The organism is Streptomyces sp. NPDC127197, assembly GCF_042672405.1.
In the GTDB taxonomy this organism is placed as follows: Bacteria; Actinomycetota; Actinomycetes; order Streptomycetales; family Streptomycetaceae; genus Streptomyces; species Streptomyces flavusporus.
Genome location: NZ_JBHXVG010000001.1, coordinates 169,974 through 190,119 on the forward strand (window position 1 = coordinate 169,974; position 20,146 = coordinate 190,119).

The 20,146-nt window shown below is 71.1% G+C and carries 16 protein-coding genes; 9 read left to right on the forward strand and 7 right to left on the reverse strand.

Going from position 1 to position 20,146, the window contains the following annotated elements:
- Positions 1–18: 18 nt before the first annotated feature.
- The 6 genes from ACFVJQ_RS00870 (at position 19) to ACFVJQ_RS00895 (ending at position 5,844) form a co-directional block, all read left to right on the forward strand.
- On the forward strand, positions 19–1,389 hold the full coding sequence (locus tag ACFVJQ_RS00870) for an ABC transporter substrate-binding protein (RefSeq protein ID WP_385509143.1): 1,371 nt from the start codon (positions 19–21) through the stop codon (positions 1,387–1,389).
- Complete coding sequence (locus ACFVJQ_RS00875; protein ID WP_385779923.1) at positions 1,386–2,327, forward strand: carbohydrate ABC transporter permease; 942 nt, start codon at positions 1,386–1,388, stop codon at positions 2,325–2,327. Before ACFVJQ_RS00870 ends, ACFVJQ_RS00875 begins: the two co-directional genes overlap by 4 nt.
- On the forward strand, positions 2,324–3,175 hold the full coding sequence (locus ACFVJQ_RS00880; RefSeq protein ID WP_385509145.1) for a carbohydrate ABC transporter permease: 852 nt from the start codon (positions 2,324–2,326) through the stop codon (positions 3,173–3,175). The genes ACFVJQ_RS00875 and ACFVJQ_RS00880 overlap by 4 nt, the downstream gene beginning before the upstream one ends.
- Positions 3,172–4,161, forward strand: coding sequence for a zinc-dependent alcohol dehydrogenase family protein (locus ACFVJQ_RS00885; RefSeq protein WP_385779926.1), 990 nt, complete (start codon positions 3,172–3,174; stop codon positions 4,159–4,161). The genes ACFVJQ_RS00880 and ACFVJQ_RS00885 overlap by 4 nt, the downstream gene beginning before the upstream one ends.
- Before the next feature lie 176 nt (positions 4,162–4,337).
- Entirely contained in the window at positions 4,338–4,562 is a 225-nt protein-coding gene (locus ACFVJQ_RS00890; protein ID WP_385509147.1) for a hypothetical protein, read from the forward strand.
- Between the two features lie 64 nt (positions 4,563–4,626).
- Positions 4,627–5,844, forward strand: coding sequence for a TerD family protein (locus tag ACFVJQ_RS00895; RefSeq protein WP_385509148.1), 1,218 nt, complete (start codon positions 4,627–4,629; stop codon positions 5,842–5,844).
- A gap of 72 nt (positions 5,845–5,916) precedes the next feature.
- Here ACFVJQ_RS00895 and ACFVJQ_RS00900 read toward each other — a convergent pair whose 3' ends face one another.
- Entirely contained in the window at positions 5,917–7,500 is a 1,584-nt protein-coding gene (locus tag ACFVJQ_RS00900) for a TROVE domain-containing protein (protein ID WP_385779929.1), read from the reverse strand.
- A gap of 521 nt (positions 7,501–8,021) precedes the next feature.
- On the opposite strand from ACFVJQ_RS00900, the gene ACFVJQ_RS00905 reads away from it, so the two are divergent.
- Positions 8,022–10,262 carry a protein kinase gene (locus ACFVJQ_RS00905; RefSeq protein ID WP_385509150.1) on the forward strand — a complete coding sequence of 747 codons (2,241 nt, stop codon included), beginning with the start codon at positions 8,022–8,024 and terminating at the stop codon, positions 10,260–10,262.
- Entirely contained in the window at positions 10,259–12,544 is a 2,286-nt protein-coding gene (locus ACFVJQ_RS00910) for a protein kinase (protein WP_385779932.1), read from the forward strand. The genes ACFVJQ_RS00905 and ACFVJQ_RS00910 overlap by 4 nt, the downstream gene beginning before the upstream one ends.
- On the opposite strand, the gene ACFVJQ_RS00915 is transcribed toward ACFVJQ_RS00910, so the two are convergent.
- Both ACFVJQ_RS00915 and ACFVJQ_RS00920 read right to left on the reverse strand, forming a co-directional pair.
- Positions 12,510–13,958: an alkaline phosphatase PhoX gene (locus ACFVJQ_RS00915; RefSeq protein WP_385509152.1), complete on the reverse strand. Its 1,449-nt coding sequence runs from the start codon at positions 13,956–13,958 to the stop codon at positions 12,510–12,512. The genes ACFVJQ_RS00910 and ACFVJQ_RS00915 overlap by 35 nt on opposite strands.
- A gap of 135 nt (positions 13,959–14,093) precedes the next feature.
- Positions 14,094–15,527 carry a hypothetical protein gene (locus tag ACFVJQ_RS00920; protein WP_385779935.1) on the reverse strand — a complete coding sequence of 478 codons (1,434 nt, stop codon included), beginning with the start codon at positions 15,525–15,527 and terminating at the stop codon, positions 14,094–14,096.
- A 257-nt stretch (positions 15,528–15,784) separates the two neighbouring features.
- Here ACFVJQ_RS00920 and ACFVJQ_RS00925 point away from each other — a divergent pair, with 257 nt between their 5' ends.
- Complete coding sequence (locus ACFVJQ_RS00925; protein WP_385779938.1) at positions 15,785–17,611, forward strand: endonuclease/exonuclease/phosphatase family protein; 1,827 nt, start codon at positions 15,785–15,787, stop codon at positions 17,609–17,611.
- Between the two features lie 10 nt (positions 17,612–17,621).
- Here the strand turns inward: ACFVJQ_RS00925 and ACFVJQ_RS00930 are convergent, their stop codons facing one another.
- The 4 genes from ACFVJQ_RS00930 to ACFVJQ_RS00945 form a co-directional block, all read right to left on the reverse strand.
- Entirely contained in the window at positions 17,622–18,362 is a 741-nt protein-coding gene (locus ACFVJQ_RS00930; RefSeq protein ID WP_385509155.1) for an SRPBCC domain-containing protein, read from the reverse strand.
- A 17-nt stretch (positions 18,363–18,379) separates the two neighbouring features.
- Entirely contained in the window at positions 18,380–18,979 is a 600-nt protein-coding gene (locus ACFVJQ_RS00935; RefSeq protein WP_385509156.1) for an ArsR/SmtB family transcription factor, read from the reverse strand.
- Between the two features lie 146 nt (positions 18,980–19,125).
- Complete coding sequence (locus ACFVJQ_RS00940) at positions 19,126–19,686, reverse strand: DUF3618 domain-containing protein (protein WP_385509158.1); 561 nt, start codon at positions 19,684–19,686, stop codon at positions 19,126–19,128.
- Complete coding sequence (locus ACFVJQ_RS00945; RefSeq protein ID WP_385779942.1) at positions 19,683–20,132, reverse strand: phage holin family protein; 450 nt, start codon at positions 20,130–20,132, stop codon at positions 19,683–19,685. The genes ACFVJQ_RS00940 and ACFVJQ_RS00945 overlap by 4 nt, the downstream gene beginning before the upstream one ends.
- Positions 20,133–20,146 lie beyond the last annotated feature (14 nt).

Consider the following 20,146-nt stretch of genomic DNA (forward strand, 5'->3'; position numbering starts at 1 on the left):
TATGTTCAGGAGCGATCCATGCGAACCCAGAGCCGACGGAGGCCGCGAGCCACACTCGCCGCGGCCGCCGCAGGGACGCTGCTCGCCCCGCTGCTCTCCGGCTGCTGGGTCGGGGCGGGCGGGGCAGGATCGGGCGGCAACTCGATCAACGTCCTGATGGTCAACAACCCCCAGATGGTCGAGCTGCAGAAGCTCACCGCCGCCCACTTCACCAAGGACACCGGCATCAAGGTGAACTTCACCGTGCTGCCGGAGAACGACGTCCGCGACAAGATCAGCCAGGACTTCGCCAACCAGGCCGGCCAGTACGACGTCGCCACCCTCTCCAACTACGAGATACCGATCTACGCCCGCAACGGCTGGCTGCACGAGATGGACTCCTACGTCGCCGAGGACCCGGCGTACGACGAACAGGACGTCCTGAAGCCCATGCGCGAGTCCCTCACCGGCGACGACGGCAAGCTCTACGGCCAGCCCTTCTACGGCGAGTCCTCCTTCCTGATGTACCGCAAGGACGTGTTCGAGAAGGAAGGCCTCACGATGCCCGCGCACCCCACCTGGACGCAGGTCGCCGACCTCGCCGCCCGGGTGGACGGCGCCGAACCCGGCATGAAGGGCATCTGCCTGCGCGGACTGCCCGGCTGGGGCGAGGTCATGGCACCCCTGACGACCGTCGTGAACACCTTCGGCGGCACCTGGTTCGACGAGAACTGGAAGGCCCGGCTCGACTCCCCCGAGTGGGAAAAGGCGACGAAGTTCTATGTCGACCTGGTCCGTGAGCACGGCGAGTCCGGCGCCGCCCAGTCCGGGTTCGCCGAGTGCCTCAACAACATGACCCAGGGCAAGGTCGCCATGTGGTACGACGCCACCTCCGCGGCCGGTTCCCTGGAGTCCGCCGACTCCCCGGTCAAGGGCAAGGTCGGCTACGCCCCGGCCCCCGTCGAGAAGACCGAGTCCTCCGGCTGGCTCTACACCTGGGCCTGGGGCATCCAGGACGCCTCCCGCAACGCCGACAAGGCATGGCAGTTCGTGTCCTGGGCGTCCGGCAAGGAGTACGAGCAGCTGGTCGGCGACGAGATCGGCTGGTCGAACGTACCCGCCGGCAAGCGCGCGTCGACGTACGACAACCCCGACTACCGCGCGGAGGCCGCCGCCTTCCAGGAGATGACCAAGGAGGCCATCGAGGGCGCCCGCCCGGGCGACCCCGGTGTGCAGCCGCGTCCCGCACCCGGCATCCAGTTCGTCGGCATTCCCGAGTTCACCGACCTCGGCACCAAGGTCTCCCAGGAGATCAGCGCGGCCATCGCCGGACGCCAGTCCGTCGACGAGGCCCTGAAGAAGTCCCAGCAGCTCGCCGAGCGCATCTCCGAGGAGTACGAGGGACGATGACCGCCACCACCACGGCCCCCGTGGCCGCCCCGTCCGTCCGTACGAACAAGCGCGAGCCCTCGGCCCGGCTGCGCGCCTGGGCCACCCGGGCCCCCCTCCTCCCCGCCCTGATCTTCATGATCGTCGTGACCCAGCTGCCGTTCGTGGCCACGCTGGTGATCTCCTTCTTCGACTGGAACTCCCTCTATCCCGACGCCCGCCACTTCACCGGCGTGGACAACTACCGCCAGGTGCTCACCGACACCGACCTGCGCAACTCGGTCTGGACCACGATCCTGCTGACGGTGACGGTGGTCCTGGTCAGCCTGGTCCTCGGCCTGGTCCTGGCACTGCTGCTGGACCGCAGGTTCAAGGGCCGGGGCGTCGTCCGCACCCTGCTGATCGCGCCCTTCCTGGTCGTCCCCGTGGCGGCGGCGCTGCTCTGGAAGCACGTCCTCTACAACCCCGAGTACGGCCTGCTGAACGGCTTGTTGCACTACGTCGGCGGCCCCCAGCCCGACTGGATCTCCAACACCCCGCTGCTGGCGGTCGAGGCATCCCTGGTCTGGCAGTGGACCCCGTTCATGATGCTGATCATCCTGGCCGGCCTGCAGAGCCGCGACCCCCAGCAGATCGAGGCCGCGAAGGTCGACGGCGCGAGCGACTGGCAGATCTTCCGCCACCTCACGCTCCCGCATCTGCGCCGCTACCTCGAACTCGGCGCCCTGCTCGGCTCGATCTACATCGTCCAGAACTTCGACGCGGTCTTCACCATCACATCCGGCGGCCTGGGCACCGCCAACCTCCCCTACACCGTCTACCAGAGCTTCTACCAGGCCCACGAGAACGGCCTCGCCTCGGCCGCGGGCGTCCTGGTCGTCATCGGCTCGATCATCATCGCGACCTTCGCACTGCGCGTGGTGTCGTCCCTGTTCCGCGAGGAGGTGAACCGCGGATGAGCGGCATCGCCGTACAAGTCCGTCGTATCCGCCGTAAGGGCGTCGGCCTGGGCCTGGTGGCCTGGCTGGCCGGCATCGTCTTCTTCCTGCCCATCGCGTGGATGGCCCTGACGTCCTTCCACTCCGAGGAGGACGCGGCGACCAACCCGCCGTCCTTCGGGGCCGCCCTCACCCTGGACGGCTACCGCGAGTTCTTCGGCACGGGCGGCGGGGCGAGCCCGTGGCCGTCTCTGATCAACTCGACGGTGGCATCGGTGAGTTCGACCCTCCTGGTCCTGCTCCTGGCGCTCCCGGCGGCCTACGCCCTGTCGATCCGGCGGGTGCGCAAGTGGACCGACGTCCTGTTCTTCTTCCTGTCGACGAAGATGCTGCCGGTGGTGGCGGGCCTGCTGCCGATCTACCTCTTCGCCAAGAATGCGGGAATGCTGGACAACATCTGGCTCCTGGTCATCCTCTACACCTCCATGAACCTGCCGATCGCGGTGTGGATGATGCAGTCGTTCCTGGCCGAGGTCCCGGTGGCGGTGATCGAGGCGGCACGGGTGGACGGCGCCCGCCTCCCCACGGTCCTGACCCGCGTGATCGCCCCCATGGCTCTCCCCGGCATCGCCGCCACCGCCCTGATCTGCTTCATCTTCAGCTGGAACGAGCTGCTGTTCGCGAGGGTGCTGACGGGCGTCGTAGCCGAAACAGCCCCCGTCTTCCTGACCGGCTTCATCACCAGCCAGGGCCTGTTCCTGGCGAAGGTGTGCGCCGCGTCGCTCGTCATCTCCCTGCCGGTGCTCGCCGCGGGGTTCGCCGCCCAGGACAAGCTGGTCCAGGGCCTGTCGTTGGGAGCCGTGAAATGAAGGCCGCCGTCATCGAGTCCGTGGGCAAGGCCGTCGTCGCCGAGGTCCCGGACCCGACGCCGGGCCCGCGCGAGGTCGTCGTCGAGGTCGCCGCGTGCGGCCTGTGCGGCACGGACCTGCACATCCTCCAGGGGGAGTTCGCACCCGAGCTCCCCATCGTGCCGGGGCACGAGTTCGCGGGCGAGGTGGTCGGGGTCGGCACCCAGGTCACGGAACTGTCGGTGGGCGACCAGGTGGCGGTGGACCCGTCCCTGTACTGCTACGAGTGCCGCTACTGCCGCACCGGCCACAACAACCTGTGCGAGCGCTGGGCAGCGATCGGCGTGACGACGGCGGGAGGCGCGGCGCAGTACGCGGTGGCGCCGGTGGCGAACTGCGTGAAGCTCCCCGAGCACATCCGCACGCAGGACGCGGCACTGGTGGAGCCGCTGTCGTGCGCGGTACGTGGCTATGACGTGCTCCAGTCCCGCCTGGGCGCCCACGTCCTGATCTACGGTTCCGGAACGATGGGCCTGATGATGCTGGAGCTGGCGAAACGGACGGGCGCGGCGAGCGTCGACGTGGTCGACGTCAACCCGACCCGCCTGGAGACGGCCCGCCGCCTCGGCGTCTCGGCGTCCGCCGCGAACGCCGACGAGCTGGACCGCCCGCAGGGCTGGGACGTCGTGGTCGACGCGACGGGCAACGCGGCGGCGATCCAGGACGGGCTGGAGCGGGTGGCGAAGGCGGGGACGTTCCTGCAGTTCGGCGTCGCGGACTACGCGACCCGGGTGACGATCGATCCGTACCGCATTTACAACCAGGAGATCACGATCACCGGCTCGATGGCCGTCCTGCACAGCTTCGAGCGGGCCGCGGAACTCTTCGCGACGGGCGTCCTCGACCCCGAGGTCTTCATCAGCGACCGCCTGCCGCTGACCAGCTATCCCGAGGCCCTTGAGCAGTTCGCGTCGGGCGTCGGCAGGAAGATCGTGGTTGTGCCGTAGCTGAACGGCCTCGTCCTCAAACGCCGGACGGGCTTTCTCAGCCACTTGGGGGTCCCCCCTCTGGGGGAGTTTGAGGAGGGGGGCCCAGGGGGCAGAGCCCCCTGGAGGACGGGACGGGTAGGGGCGGGGGGCGAAAACCGCTGGGCCCGTCACCCCCCACCCCCTACGATCCGAACATGCCACGCCCCCAGGGATTCCGCTACGACACCCACGCCGACGGCACCGTCACCATCACCCACCACAACCGCCCCGCCACCACCCTCCACGGCCCCCGCGCACAACAATTCCTCGCCGAGACAACCTCCGCCCCGGACCCCCAGCTGGTCATGGCCCGCTGGACCGGCAACTACAAACGCGGCAACGAACGCACCGCCCGCAACCACCCCCGCAACCGCCGGTGACCCGATCGGCCGCCCGGTAAGGGAACGGTAAAGCGGCGTCGATCGTTCACCCGGCATGACAGCTATGACCCCCGGCTCGAACATCCCTCTCCCCACCGCCCGCGTGACGGTGGACGTCGCCGCCCCGGTGCGGCTCGACGTATCGGGCCTGCTGCTCACCGCCGACGGCAAGGTGCGCTCCGACGACGACTTCATCTTCTACAACCAGCCCACCGGACCGGGCGTGACGTACCGCTCGGGCGGCGGCACGGCCCCCGACGCGATCACCGTCGACACCACCGCCGTCCCCCCGGGCATCGAGAAGATCGTCGTCACGGCGAGCCCGGACGCCGCCGGCCAGACCTTCCAGGGCATCGAACCCACGGCCACGATCCGCAACGCGGACGACAACAGCGTCCTGGCCACGTTCACGCCCCCGCAGCTCGGCGCCGAGACGGCACTGGTGGTCGTGGAGATCTATCTGCGCAACGGCGCCTGGAAGGCCCGCGCGGTGGGCCAGGGCTACGCCAACGGCCTGGCCGGCATCGCCACCGACTTCGGCGTCACCGTGGAGGAACCGGCCCCGGCCCCCGTCGCCCCGCCACAGCCGGTCACCCCGCCGCCCGCCACGATGCAGCCCCCGGTGACCCCGCCGGCCCCGCCCATGTCCACTCCCCCGGCCCCGGCAGCGCCCCCCGCTCCGGCCGCTCCCGCCCCCGGCGCCGGGAAGATCAACCTCGACAAGGGCCGGGTCAGCCTCCAGAAGAACCAGACCGTCTCCCTGGTCAAGGGCGGCCGCCCGCTGCTCTCCCAGGTCAAGATGGGCCTCGGCTGGGAGCCCGCCTACCGCGGCAAGGACATCGACCTGGACGCCTCGGTCATCGCGTACGGCCCGCAGCGCAACCACATCGACAGCTGCTACTTCGGCAAGCTCCAGATCGTGGGCGGCGCGATCCGCCACTCCGGCGACAACCTCACCGGCGAGGGCGGCGGCGACGACGAGGTGATCACCGTCGACCTCGGCCGCCTCCCGCAGGAGGTCACCGGCCTGGTCTTCACCGTGAACTCCTTCTCCGGCCAGAAGTTCACCGAGGTCGCCAAGGCCTACTGCCGCCTCATGGACGCCGCCACCGGCGAGGAACTCGTCCGCTTCGACCTCACCAACGCCGAGCCCCAGACCGGCGTCCTCATGGCGAAGCTCATCCGCCAGTACTCCGGCGAGTGGGACATGACGGCCATGGGCGACTTCGTCAAGGCCCGCACGGTCCGCAACATGGTCAAGCCGGCGGCCCAGGCGCTGTAACGGCCGCTACGAGCACGGGGCGCCCCCGACAGAGGGGGCGCCCGGCGCCGTACCGTTCCCGCTCGTGCCCGTTCACTCAAGCCATGGCCAGTGCCCGTCCCGGCCTCGCTCGAGCAAGGGCACCATTCGGAACGCCGCGTCCGAGAGGCCGCCGAACGTGTGCCGGTTCCCCTTCCCGGACGGTCCGTGCCCCGCCCGGTAACCGGCCAGGTTCCAGGTGTAGACGGGCACGTCGGCCGGGACCTGTTCGGTCGGGTCGCCGTAGTGGCTGTGGGCGTACTGCTCGTCGGTGACGATCAGCACCCGGTCGTGCTTCGTGTAGTGCCGGCGCACCGCCTCGGTGGTGTTGGTGCCGCCCAGGTCGCCGAACCGCTCCAGGACCTTGAGCACCGACTCGCCCTTGCGGAACCGCACCCGGTTGCTGCTCGTGCCGAACTCGACAAGATCCGCGTCCGCCGCCCGCAGCGCCAGCGCCGTCCCGAAGATCGCCGCCGCGTCGGCCCGGTTGAGCTCCGAGCGGTCCGACAGCCGCGAGTAGAACATGGAACCCGAGCGGTCCACGAGCACCAGCGTCCGGCCGGGCAGTGCGGGCACGTGGGCCAGCGAGTGGCCGAGTGCCTGCTCCAGCGGGTACGACCAGCGCAGCGACGGCGCGTGCTGGTATGCGGCGAGGTACCGGAACGGGAACTGCCGCGAGCGCGCGACCTCCGCCGGGTCGCTGATCCGGGCGGCGACCTGGGCGGCCACCTCGTCGGAGACGCCCGCCTCGTCGAAGTTCCGCAGGTTGCGGACCAGCGCCATCGTGCCCATGGACGGGATCACGGCCTCCCAGGCCGCCTTGTCCATCGGCCCCTGCAGCCAGCCCGCCAGCGCCTCCCAGGTCATCCCGGCCGCCGCGAGCCGCTCGGCCCCGCCGTCCGACGTGACCACCGCGCGCCGCTCCTCGACCGGCAGCGCCATCAGCTCGCGGTGCGCGACCAGCGTCCGGTTCGACGCGGGCGGCACGGCGGTGTCCGGGTTGTGCCGGCGGTCCAGCGCGTACTGGAACAGCTCGCCCTGCCACGGCTTGTCCGGGTCCGGGGCCGCGTGCACCAGGTTGAGGATGTCGCCGAAGCGGTAGCCCTTCGACGCGGTGTCGTACTTCAGCAGCGACTTGCCGCTGTAGAGGCGCCGTACGGCGTCGGCGATGCCGCGCTTCACGGGCTTCGGGACGTTGCGGCCGTACATCGCTGTCCAGTACGCGAGCAGTTCACCGGGCTCGTCGGGACGCTGGAGCACGGAGGCGACGACCGTCCGGTTCGACGGACCGTCGGTCGCCCCGGCCTCCAGCCGCGCCTTCACGTACTCGGCGGCGCCCACGACCGCCGCCGTACGCAGGTTGCCCTCGCTGCGCAGCCAGCCGAGCAGGCCGGCCGTCCACTCCGGGTCGGTGACGGCGAGCTCGCGCACGAGCGTGGCGAACCGGTCGTCGCGGGCGGCGCCGGTCTCGTAGAAGGTCTGCTGAGAGACGAAGTGGGAGACCGCCAGCAGGAAAAGCTCGGAGTGCGCGTCGCGCTCGCGACCGAGGCCGCCCTCGTACGTGCGGAGTACCCGTCCCGTCGAGGTGACGCGCGAAGAGGGCCGTGCCTTCGCGGCCTTCGTGTTGAATCGCGCCATGGTGAATTCCCCCGAATTCATAAGAGGTTTCGGAGGGAGGCGCAGCAGAAGGAGGATGCCCGAGATCAGGAGTCGGCGACGGACTTAGCCTGGTGCTCTGCCGAATTGAGCTACACCGACCCGAAGTCGATGACGGGATTCGAACCCGCAGCCGCCAGATCCAATGAAGTAACCGTTGCCTGCGCACCGGGCACCCACCATGAGCTGCGCCTCCCGAGATCAAGTCGGCGGCGGCTGTGGATTCTTTGGAAGAGAAGTAGCCGCTGCCATCGCACCGGGAGGTGCGTTACCGCACCGGACGGTGCGGAACGTGCATGAAGTTGTGGTGTCCATTGAGGGTGGAAGCAGGTCCTGCCTTCGCACCTGGACGGGAATGACTCTAAGCGAGCGGGAGTTGGAGACGCCAAGGATTTTCCGCGGGGTTCTTGCAGGCCGCAACCTGACGGTGCCTCCCAGGCGTCGCACTGATCGTCGCTGTCATCGTGAGTGCCGTACGACAGGCTCGAGGAGGAGGCCGCTCCATGATGCGTCTCGCGGGGTACCGGCTCGTCACGCAACTCGGCGAGGGCGGGATGGGCCGGGCCCATCTCGCGCGCTCCGCCTCCGGACGGCTGGTCGTGGTCAAGACGGTGCATGCGCACCTGGCCGCGGAGCCGGGCTTCAGAGAGCGGCTGCGCCGCGAGTCGGCCGCGGCGCGGGCCGTCGAGGGGCCGTTCACCGCGGCGGTGCTGGACGCCGATCCCGATGCCCGGCAGCCCTGGCTTGCGGTCGAGTACTGCGCCGGTCCCTCGCTCTCCGAGGCGGTCGCAGCGCTGGGCCCGCTCGGCCCCGGCGATCTCGCGGCGCTCGGCGCGGCGCTCGCGGAGGCCCTGGCCGCCATCCATGGGGCGGGACTCGTGCACCGCGACCTCAAACCCGCGAACGTCGTCGTGACCGGCGACGGGCCCAAGGTCATCGACTTCGGCATCGCCAAGGTGATGGACCCGGCGGCGGGCGAGGAGACGCTGACGGCCACCGGTGAACTCATCGGCTCGCCCGGCTTCATGGCACCGGAGCAGATATCCCAGGACACCGAACCCGGCCCGGCCGCCGATGTGTTCGCGCTCGGCGCGCTGATCGCACTCGCCGCGACAGGACGCAGTCCGCATGGCTCGGGCACCGCGCCCCAGGTGCTCTACCGGACGCTGCACGAGGAGCCCGACCTGCTGGGCGTGCCGGACGCGGAGTGGGACGCGTTCCTCACGCGCTGCCTCGCCAAGTCCCCGGACGACCGTCCGACGGTCCCCGAGATCCTGGCCTGGTGCGCCACGCGGGCGGCCGCGCCTCCGTGGTGGGAACGCCCGGCGTTCACGTCCGTGCTCCGGGGCCACGAGGACGAGATCGCGGAGCGTGTGGCAGCGGCCGAGGAGGAGGGGGAGACGGCAGAGGAAACCGCCGTCGAGGAATCCCCTACCCCTCACGACGGCCTCGGCCGCCTGTCACGCCGACGCCTGCTCACCTGGACCGGCGCCGCACTGGCCACCGCGGCCACAGCCACCACGGCAGCGTTCCTCCTCGACGAGAACGAAACCGACGGCAAGGGATCCGCCTCCGCCTCACCCCGCCCATGGGAGAAGGGCACCTCCGTGTGGACGAGAGAGGTAGGCGCCCTGGAGTACGGGGGTTCCCTGATCCGCCACGGAGAAGCCCTCTACGTACAGGTGGACGGGACCGTCACCTGCCTCGACCCCGTCACCAACACACTGCGCTGGCGCTTCGAGGACGCCTCCGCCCTGGTCCCGCGCGGCGACACGGTGTACGTCCTGCGCCAAGGGGACGCCTTCACCCCTTCGTTCTCCACCCGGATCGCCGCATTGGACGCGGCCACAGGCGAGATCCGCTGGGAGACCGACCCGATCCTCCACAACCCGTACCGTCGGGCCGCGGCCGGCGAGACGGACGGTGAGATGGACGGCGATCATGCGTCGTTCATCGTCTCGGAGCGGACCATCTGCCTGGCCACCTACGCCTCGTACGACACGATCCAGGCCCGCCGCGCCGCGCAGGGCCGGCGGTGGCGGGCCTACGGCTACGACATCACACGCGGCGAGGCTCTCTGGTTCCGGGCAGGCACCGCGGCCGAGGTGATCGCGATGCACGCGGCGGGCGGGCGCTTCGCTCTCGCCCTCAACTCCACCTCCACGACGGGCGATTCACCACCCACCGGCCCACTCATGGTCCTGAACGAACGCAAGGGAACGGTCGAGTCGCGCGTCAGCGGCGGCGCGGCCCGCCCCGAGGCCCACCGCGGCGCCACGGGAACGCGCTGCTACGCGACCCAGAAGGCCGTGCAGTGCGTGGATCTGGCGAGCGGTCATGTGCGCTGGTCGAAACCGCCTGGGCAGGCCGGGGTCACGCCTGCCGCCGCGCACGGTCTCGTCCATGCCGCGACGAGCGAGGGTGTCGGCGCGCTCGACGCGGCGACCGGCAGCAAGCGCTGGTGGCGCGACGACGTGCGGGGCGTCGCGGGCGCGGAGGAACCGCCGCTGCGGGACGGCGGCCTGCTGTACGTGGCCGGGCCGGACCCGGACCGGGCTGCCGGCACGTCGGGGGACTGGCCGGTGTGGGGCGTGCACGCGCTGCACGCGGCGACGGGTGAACTGGCCTGGGCGGTCCCGGCGGACGGCCTGAGCAGCGAGGTGATCGCGGCTGCGGGCGGCGGTCTCCTGCATCTGTCCACCGGCAGGACCCTGCAGACGTTCCGCGGGCCGGGATCGGCATGAGGGGGACGAGGAGCGACGCGCTGGTCCCCGGCGACCCCGAACGGCTCGGCAGGTACGAACTGATCGGGCGGCTCGGTTCCGGGGGCATGGGGCAGGTGTATCTGGGGCGCAGTCCCGGCGGGCGGCTCGTCGCGGTGAAGACCGTGCACGAACACCTCGCTGCCGACCCGCACTACAGGGAGCGGTTCCGGCGCGAGGCGGCGGCCGCGCGGTCGGTCACCGGGGTGTACACGGCACCCGTCGTGGACGCCGATCCGGACTCGCCGATGCCGTGGCTGGCGACCGCCTATCTGCCCGGCGTCACCCTGCGCCAGGCGGTCGTGGCGGCCGGACCGCTCGCCCCCGGCGCCGTACGTGCGCTCGGCGGCGCGCTCGCCGAGGCGCTGCGGAGCATTCACGCCGCGGGGCTCGTGCACCGTGACCTCAAGCCGTCCAATCTGCTGGTGACCGGTGACGGTCCGCGGGTCATCGACTTCGGGATCGCCCGGCTGGTCAGCGCCCACGCGCTCACGGAGACCGGGGACATCATCGGTACGCCGGGCTATATGGCGCCCGAGCAGATCACCGGGGACATGCAGGTCACGGCAGCGGCCGATGTCTTCGCGCTGGGTGCGGTGCTGGCGTACGCGGCGTCCGGGCGAGGCCCGTTCGGCGGCGGTGGCGCGGCCGCGCTGCTCTACCGTGTCGTACACGACGAGCCGGACCTCGTCGATGTTCCGGAAGCGGGCGGGCTGCGGGAGCTGGTCGCGGAGTGTCTGCACAAGTCCCCCGAGCGACGGCCCGGTCCGGCGGAGGTGCTGCGCCGCACGGCGGACCGCAACCCGCCCCTGTGGTGGCGTGCGGAGCCGCTGCGCTCGCTCGTCTCGGGCGTCGCGGACGCGGTGCCCGAGCCGGGGCCGACGGTGGTCGTGCCGACGGTCGTCGACGAGGCCGCGCGGGACGCGGCGCGGCGGGCGATCCGGCGCCGCGAGCTCACCCGGCGCGGTCTGCTGCTGGGCGGGGGCGGCGGCCTGGTCGCGCTGCTGGCCTGTGCGGTGGGCCGTACGTCCGGGCCGACGGGTGAAGGGTCGACCGGACCGATCTGGGAGTTGAAGAAGGGCGCCACCAGGCCAGGAGCCCTGCGGTGGACCCTCTCGGCCGGCTCGGGCACGCTCGACGCGATGCTGGTGACCGCGGGCGGGATCGTGCTGCACGGCACCGAGGACAGCGTCAGCACCGACGGCACGGTCCAGTTCCGCACGACGGCGGGCGGCACCAGGCGGTGGGCCGTCGACTCCTTCACCGAAGCCCCGAAGGCCTGGGGCGTGGTGGACGGTGTGCTGACCGCGGGCGATCTGGGTCTCGAGGCCCTCGACCTGACAACGGGCAAGCGCAGAACACCGGTCGAGAAGGGACTGCTGACCCCTCTCTGGTTCACGGTGTCCGGCTCCACCCTCGTCACCCTGTCCCGGAACGGGAGCGGCGAGAACCTGTTGCGCGGGGCCTCCCTCAAGACCGGGCAGCGGCTGTGGCAACGCAAGGGGGAGGACGAGTGGCCCCGTCCGGCAGTCGCGGGCGATGCACTGCTGTTCACGGACGGATACGACGAACAGGAGTGCGTCTTTGCGGACGACGGGACGGTGCGGTGGCGCTACTCGGGTGTGGGCAAGGGCTACCAGGTGGCGGTCGCCGGCGCTCTGCCGCCCGATCGGTTCGCCGTCCTCACCACCGGCAGAGTCCTGCATCTCGTCGACGTACGTGACGGCCGCCGGATCAGCGGACGAGAGCTGGACGTTCCGGTGGCTCCGGGGGCAACGGCCTTCGCCCGCGCGGACAACACCGGGCTGCTGCTGTCCGGAGAACGGCTGTACGGTCTGGATCCCGACGCCGGCACGGTGCGCTGGAGCCGTCCCGCTCTCGGCCTGGACGCCTGCTGGGCGCCGCACCCCGGTGGCGACCGCTCCCCCGTCCTCGCCGGAGGGCAGCTGCTGCACTGGGCCGCGGACGGCCGCACCCTGGAAGCCCTGGATCCCGCCACCGGCCGGCCGCGGTGGCGGCGGCCGGAGCTCGGCGACGGCCCCGCACAGTGCCCGCCCGCCGTATCGGGCGGCACGGTCTACGCGGCGGCGGGACGCAAGTGCACCGCGCTGCGCCTCTCGGACGGGGTGCCGTTGCGCGACGAGTGGTCGCTGGACGGTGTGATCACCGGCCTCGCGGCCGATGCGAGCGGCTGGTACGCCCGCATCGGCCGCGGGTCGGTCGTTGCGGTCAACGGGATCGCTGCCGCTTCCAGGGACCGGTGATCGCGACCAGGATGCCCGGGTCCTGGATGTTGGCGAACAGCGTCCGGCCGTCGGGGGAGAAGGTGACGCCGGCGAACTCGCTGTACTCCGGCTCCTCTTCGGTGCCGACGTTCAGGTCGTTGCGGGCGATGGGGTACGTACGGCCGCTGTCCGTCGCGCCGAAGAGGTGCGAGACGCCCTCGCCGTCCTCGGCGAGGATCAGGCCGCCGTACGGGGAGACGGTGATGTTGTCGGGGCCGTCGAAGGCGCCGTCCTTGGAGGGGTCGGGGTTCACTCCGAGCAGGACCTTCAGCGTCAGCGTGCGGCGCTTGGGGTCGTAGAACCAGACCTGCCCGTCGTGCTGCACCGGGCTCTCCTCGCGGGCGTACGAGGAGACGATGTACGCGCCGCCGTCGCCCCACCACATGCCCTCGAGCTTGCGGGCGCGGGTGATCTCACCGTCGGCGAACTGCTTGCGCACGGCCACGGTCCTGGCGTCGCGGTCCGGTACGTCGACCCAGTCCACTCCGTACACCGTGCCGACCTTGGTGGCGCGGGAGAGGTCGTCGACGAACTTGCCGCCGGAGTTGTAGCACTTGGGCGCCTGCAGGACGCCGGCGTCGTCGGCGAGGGTGCGGAACCTGCCGCGGCCGTGCTCGAAGCCCTTGGGCGGGGTCCAGCGGTAGAAGAGGCCGTTGGGCTCGTCGTCGTCCTCGGTGAGGTAGGCGTGGCCGCGCTTGGGGTCGATGACGACGGCCTCGTGGTCGTAACGGCCGAAGAACTTCAGCGGCTTGGGGTCGCGGTTGGCGCGCCGGTCGCGGGGGTCGACCTCGAAGACGTAGCCGTGGTCCTTGGTCATGCCGTTGGTGCCGGCCCGGTCGGAGTTCTCCTCGCAGGTGAGCCAGGTGCCCCACGGGGTGCTGCCGCCCGCGCAGTTGGTGGAGGTGCCGGCGATGCCCACCCATTCGGCGACCTGTCCGTCGGGGCGGACCTCGACGACCGTGCAGCCGCCGGAGGCGGCGGGATCGTAGACGAGACCCTCGGTGAGCGGGACCGGGTACTTCCAGTTGGCGCGCGGGCCCTTCAGCTCGTGGTTGTTGACGAGGAGGGTGGTGCCGCGCGGGCCGTCGAAGGTGGCCGTGCCGTCGTGGTTGGAGGGGGTGAACTCGCCCGACTCCAGCTTGGTCTTCCCGCTGTAGGTGATGATGCGGTACTTGAAGCCGGCGGGCAGCGCGAGGATGCCCTTCGAGTCGGGGATCAGAGGGCCGTAGCCGACCCCGCCGGACGCGTCCGCCGACTCCTCCCCCGCGCTGTCGGTGTCGTAGGACGCAAGGGCGCCCGGAGCAGTGGCGAGGGCGCCGACGCTGCCCGCCAGCGCGACACCGGCGCCGGTGATCGCGGATTTTCTGGCGAAGTCCCTGCGGGTGAGCGACATGGTGTCTCCTGTAACGGTGGGAATGCCGTGGAGGGTGGCGGACCTCGGTCGGCGCCACGGTTTCGCCCGGTTCTGAACACGAGTTGAACACCGTGCTACTCCCCCGGGCTCGCTTCCGTGAAGGGTGGCAGGCCGTCAGCCGCCCTGCTGGGACCGTGCCTTGAACGCGGCCTTCCGGGCCTGCTTCGCGATCTTCTTGTCGGGGTGGATGCGCCCCATCGCCTCCAGGACGTCCGCGGTGGCCGGGTGGTCGACCCGCCAGGCCGCCGTGAAGAAGCCGCTGTGCTGCTGTGCGAGGCCCTCGACGAGGGCGCGGAGTTCCTCGGAGTTGCCCTCGGCGGCGAGCTGGGCGGCGAGGGTGTCCACGGTGAGCCAGAAGACCATCGCCTCGGTCGGGGGCGGTACGTCCGTGAAGCCGTGCTCGGTCAGCCAGACCCGGGCGAGGCCGCCCAGTTCGGCGTCGTCGAGGACCTCCCGCAGGGCGGGTTCGGCGTCGGTGCCGACCAGGGAGAGGGCCTGCTGGCAGCGCAGCCGGCGCAGGGGGGCGCCGGAGTCATTACCCCGCGCTGCGGACAGCAACTCGCGTGCGGCGGCGAGGGGTTCACGGCGGGCCAGCCACTGTTCGGTCTCGGCCTGTGCGGCGCTCGGCCCGAAGCCGGCCGTTCCGTCGAAGAGGGCGTCGGCGCCCTTGTCGGCCAGGTCGCCGACGGCGGGGGCCTCGAAACCGGCTTCCAGCAGTCGCGCCCGCAGCCCGTACAGGCCGAGCGGGGTGAGCCGGACCATGCCGTAGCGGGTGACGTCGGTCTCGTCGAGGGCGGACGGTTCGTCGGCAGCATCCTCGGTGTCCGCCATCAGGGCGTCGTCGACCGGCTGGTACTCGACCAGCCCCACCGGCTCCAGCAGCCGGAACTGGTCGTCCAGCCGCATCATCGCGTCGGACACCTGCTCCAGCATGGCGTTCGTGGGCTCCGCCAGGTCGCCGGGGACGATCACCGACGCGGCGAGCACGGGCAGCGGCACGGGTGCCGGCCCCGGCCCGTCCTCGCTGACGGACAGCAGGTAGAGGTTGCCGAGCACCCCGTCGAGGAACTCGGCCTCCGCCTCCGGGTCCCAGTCCAGCGAGGAGAAGTCGACCCGGCCGCCCTCGTCCATGGCGTCGACCAGATCGTCGAGGTCGGGCACGCTCGCGTCGGCGAGCACCGTCTCCAGGGCGGCCAGCCACACGCCGAGCACGTCGTGCGGCGAACCGCCGGTGAGCAGGGCCAGCTCCGTGCCCGTCGCGACCGTGCCGGCCGCCTCGTCGACGACCTCGACGAGCCCGGTGTCCACGGCCACCCGCCAGGCCTCGCTCGCCAGCGCCGCGGCGTCGTCCCCGTTCAGCCCGAGCGTCTCGGCGGCGGCCGGCAGCTGCTCGTCGACCAGCCCGCCCCCGGCGTCCACGCGGGTCTCCGGCCCGGCCCAGCGGGCGAGCCGCGCGGCCCGGGACAGCAGCGGCGTGGACAGCGCGTCGCGCGCCAGCTCCGCTTCGGAGGTCGGCCGGACCGGCGGCAGGGGGGCGCTGTCAGACATCGGGAGGTTCTCCTAGGGCGACATACGGCTCAGCCGCTCAGCCTAGACGGATTTCCACCGATGCCGCCCGGTTCATCTCCTCGTCAGGCCCCGTACATGGCCGAAACCTTGACAACTGGCCCGAGCAGGCTGGAAATTGACGCGCGTAGAAACCGAGAGGACAACTGTTCACTCCGTCACTGTTTCTACGCGCGTCGCCATGCCTGTACATGCTCCACCTCGTCCCGGCGCCCACGTATGTCCCCGGAGGGATCCCGTTGCCGAGCAAGTCTTCCGCGCGCCTTGCCGCGCTCACCGTCGCCGCCGTCTGCTCCGCGGCGTCCGTCGTCGTCCTCACCTCGCCCGCGCACGCGGACAGCGTGCGCATCCGTGACATCCAGGGCAGCACCCGAATATCCCCGTACGCCGGTCAGCAGGTCACGGACGTGGCCGGAACCGTCACCGGTGTGCGGACCTACGGGTCGTCGAGAGGCTTCTGGATCCAGGACCCGACCCCGGACGACGACGCGGCCACCAGCGAGGGCATCTTCGTCTTCACCGGCTCGACCCCGAAGGTCGCCGTCGGCGACTCCGTGACGGTCTCGGGCACGGTCTCGGAGTACGTCCCGGGCGGCACCTCCTCCGGCAACCAGTCCCTCACGGAGATCACCCGGCCGACAGTGACGGTCGTTTCCGGCGGCAACGCCGTCCCGGCGCCGACGGTCGTCGACGCCCGCTCCGTACCCGCCCGGTACGCCCCGGCCGGCGACACCGCCGCGAACGGTTCGATCAACGGCCTCACCCTGCGGCCGGCGCAGTACGCCCTGGACTTCTACGAGTCCCTGGAGGGCATGAACGTCCAGGTCGCCGACACCCGTGTGGTCGGCGCCACCGACCCGTACACCGAGCTGTGGGTCACGGTGAAGCCGCGGGAGAACGCCAGCCGCCACGGGGGCACCGTCTACGGCTCGTACACCTCGCAGAACACCGGCCGCCTCCAGATCCAGTCCCTCGGCAAGGCCGCCGACTTCCCGGACGCGAACGTCGGCGACACCCTCTCCGGCACCACGACCGGCCCGCTGGACTACAACCAGTTCGGCGGCTACACGCTCGTCGCCAACGAGATCGGTGAGCTGAAGCAGGGCGGTCTGGAGCGCGAGACGACCCGCAAGCAGCGGCGCGGTGAGCTTGCGGTGGCCACCTACAACGTCGAGAACCTGGACCCGACGGACGCCACGTTCGAAGAGCACGCCGCCGCGATCGTGAACAACCTCCAGTCGCCCGACATCGTGTCCCTGGAGGAGATCCAGGACAACAACGGCGCCCAGAACGACGGCACGGTCGCCGCCGACCGGACGATGACCAAGCTGGTCGACGCGATCGTCGCGGCGGGCGGCCCGGCCTACGAGTGGCGCTCCGTCGACCCGGTCGACCTCGCCGACGGCGGCGAGCCGGGCGGCAACATCCGCCAGGTGTTCCTGTTCAACCCGGAGCGGGTGTCCTTCACCGACCGTGCGGGCGGTGACGCGACAACCGCCGTCGGTGTCACCAAGGTGCGCGGCAAGGCGCAGCTGACCGCCTCGCCGGGCCGGATCGACCCGGCGAACTCGGCGTGGGCGAACAGCCGCAAGCCGCTGGTCGGCGAGTTCGTCTTCCGCGGCGAGACGGTCTTCGTGATCGCCAACCACTTCAACTCCAAGGGCGGCGACCAGGGTCTGACCGCGCAGTACCAGCCGCCGACGCGCAGCTCGGAGACCCAGCGGCACCTCCAGGCGACCGCGGTGAACGCGTTCGTCAAGGAGATCCTGGACACGCAGAAGAACGCGGACGTCGTCACGCTCGGCGACATCAACGACTTCGAGTTCTCCGGCACCACCGAGATCCTCGAGGGTGACGGCGAGCTGTGGTCGGCGGTCAAGTCGCTGCCCAGGAGCGAGCGTTACTCGTACGTCTACCAGGGCAACAGCCAGGTCCTGGACCAGATCCTGATCAGCCCGTCGATCCGGCGCGACTGCGACTTCGAGTACGACAGCGTGCACATCAACGCCGAGTTCCACGACCAGATCAGCGACCACGACCCGCAGGTGCTGCGCTTCCGCCCATAATCCAGGGTGCTCAGGGCTGGCTGAAGACGCCCTTCAGCCAGCCCTGCCAGGCGGCTTCGTCCGCCTTGGCGTCGGCGTCCGGCGCGAAGTCGTGGACGCTGATGCCCACCACATAACCCCAGTGGTTGCGCCCGAAGAAGCGGATCAGGGCGTCGTCGGTACGCAGCCCGATGAAGTAGGGGTTGCGGTAGTCGACGACCACGTCCAGGGTCTTTCCGCCGGGTCCCTGGGCGCTCACCCTGGCTCCCTCGGCCGTGTCGTCCGACAGTCCAAGGGCCCTGCCGACGGTGGCGAGGGCATCGGGGGCGCCGGACGCCTCGGGCCCGTCGAAGGTGGTGAAGGCGACGGGGCGGCCGCCGAAGTGCGTCAGGTACTGGCGCAGGGTGTGCAGATAGAAGTCGGTGTGCTTGCTCGCGCCGTCGTACTGGTTGTCCCAGTCGTCGACGAAGATGCCGCTGTGCACGTACCGCACCCAGGCGCGCCGGCCCTCGTCGCGCGGTTCGACCGTGTAGTCGAGCTGGTTGACGGTCTGCTCGGAGATGCCCTCGACGTCCTCGACCCGGTTGGTGTAGCGGTGCGGCGGGTCCCAGGCGAGGATCGTGGATCCGAAGGGCCCCCTGCCGCCCTCGCGCGGCTCGGGCGGCTCCATCGGCCACAGCCAGCCGCCGGTTCCTTCCGTGACGGCTTCCCACACCTGCTCCGGCGTGGCGTCGACCTCGAACTCGCGGGCGATCTCGAATTCCTTGGACATGGTGGGCTCCTGGGTTCTCAGCTCTCGTGGGTCTCGGGCTTGACCGTGGGATGGACGGCCACGACGATCCGGTGGTCCCGGCCGCCCTCGGCGTCAGGGGCGTCGTACTTGCGGATCAGCGCGCTGACCCCGGCGGTCAGCTCCTCGACGAACGCGGCCCGGTCGGCGGCCGAGGCGAACCGCACCTCGCCGTCCAGCGCATAGGTCGCGAGCCGCTTGCGGGCCTTGGCCGCGCCGGTGATCAGCGTGCCGACGTCCCGCACGAGCCGGGCGCCGACCGCGAGCAGCCAGCGCGCGGACAGCTGGTCCCGGAAGCGGTCCGGGTCCGGCTGCACGGCGGCCAGGGCGAGCGGCGAGATGACGTACGACGCGGCGGTCGCCCGCATCAGCCGCTCGGTGACGTTGCCCTTGCGGCGCTCCCCCGCCAGCTCGACCAGGCCGTGCCGCTCAAGGGCCTTCAGGTGGTAGTTCACCTTCTGCCGCGGCAGCCCGACCTTGCCGGCCAGCATGGCGGCCGACGCGGGGCCGGCCGCCAGCTCGGCGAGCAGCCGGGCCCTTATGGGGTCCAGGGAGACGGCTGCGGCCTCGGCGTCCTCGATGACGGTCACGTCCAGCATGAGCCCACCGTCTCACCGAAAACTTTTTTTGTCCAGACAGTCTGAGTTTTCGGAAGGTGCCGGTCCCCGTCGAAAGGCTGGTCGGTGGTATGCCGACCAGCCTTCAACCTCAACCAAACTTCAGCGCCCGTTGGGGGTGCGCGGCCCTACCGCCAGTCGCGCCGTCGCCGCAGTACCACCGCCGCGACGACCACCGCGACGGCCGCCCCGGCGACGAGCAGGGGCCGCGGATGCCGGAGCCCCGCCTGCACGACCGTGCGCACGGGCTGCGGCGCACGGCGCTCGACGGCGTGACCGGCCCGCGTCGCCCGCCCCTGAACCGTGCTGCCGACCTGCGCCGCCTTGCCCTGCACCGCATGGCCCGCCTGACTCGCCCTCCCCTGAACCGCGTGCCCGGCGTGGCTCGCCCTGCCCTGGACCGCGTGCCCGGCGTGACTCGCCCTCCCCTGGACCGCATGGCCGACCTGCGTCGCCCGGTCCTGGACCGCGTGGCCCGCGTGGGCTGCGGTGCTGCGCAGCTGGACGGTCATCGCGCCGGCCTTGTCCCTCAGGTCGGCGTACCGGGCCGTCGCCCGGCCCTTCACGTCCGCCTTGGCGGCCAGCTCCTCGATGGTGTCGCCGAGCTGGCTGCGGGTGTGTTCGATCTGCCGGCGCAGCTCGTCGGGCCCCTTGGCACCGCCGACGCCGCCCTTCGTCCGGTGTTTCATCGATGTGCCCTTTCCCTGATCTCCTCGACATCGGCCCTGACGCTGCCGAGAGTCACCTCGGGTGTGGGGGGTACCGCGCGGCGCAGCTGGGCGCGGCCGGTCGCGGCCAGCACACCGGCGAGCGCGAAGAGCACCGCCGTGACGATGAGCGCCGCGGCCCAGACGGGCAGCGTCAGCGGGAGGGCGGCGGCGGCCGTGGCGGCGAGGGCGAGCAGTCCGGCGTAGGCGAGGGCGCCCGCGGCTCCCAGGAGGCCGCCGCCGCGGCCCGCGCGCCGGCCCTTCTCGGCCAGTTCCTCCTTGGCGAGGCTCACTTCCTGCCGTACGAGACGGGAAAGCTGTTCGGTTGCCTGGCCGACGAGTTCGCCCACCGAGTGGTGCTCGTCGCGCACGGGCTTGACGTCCGGGATCCCGGTCACGGTGTTCCGCCTCCTCTCGGTTCGGAACATCCGGGTACCCGGGC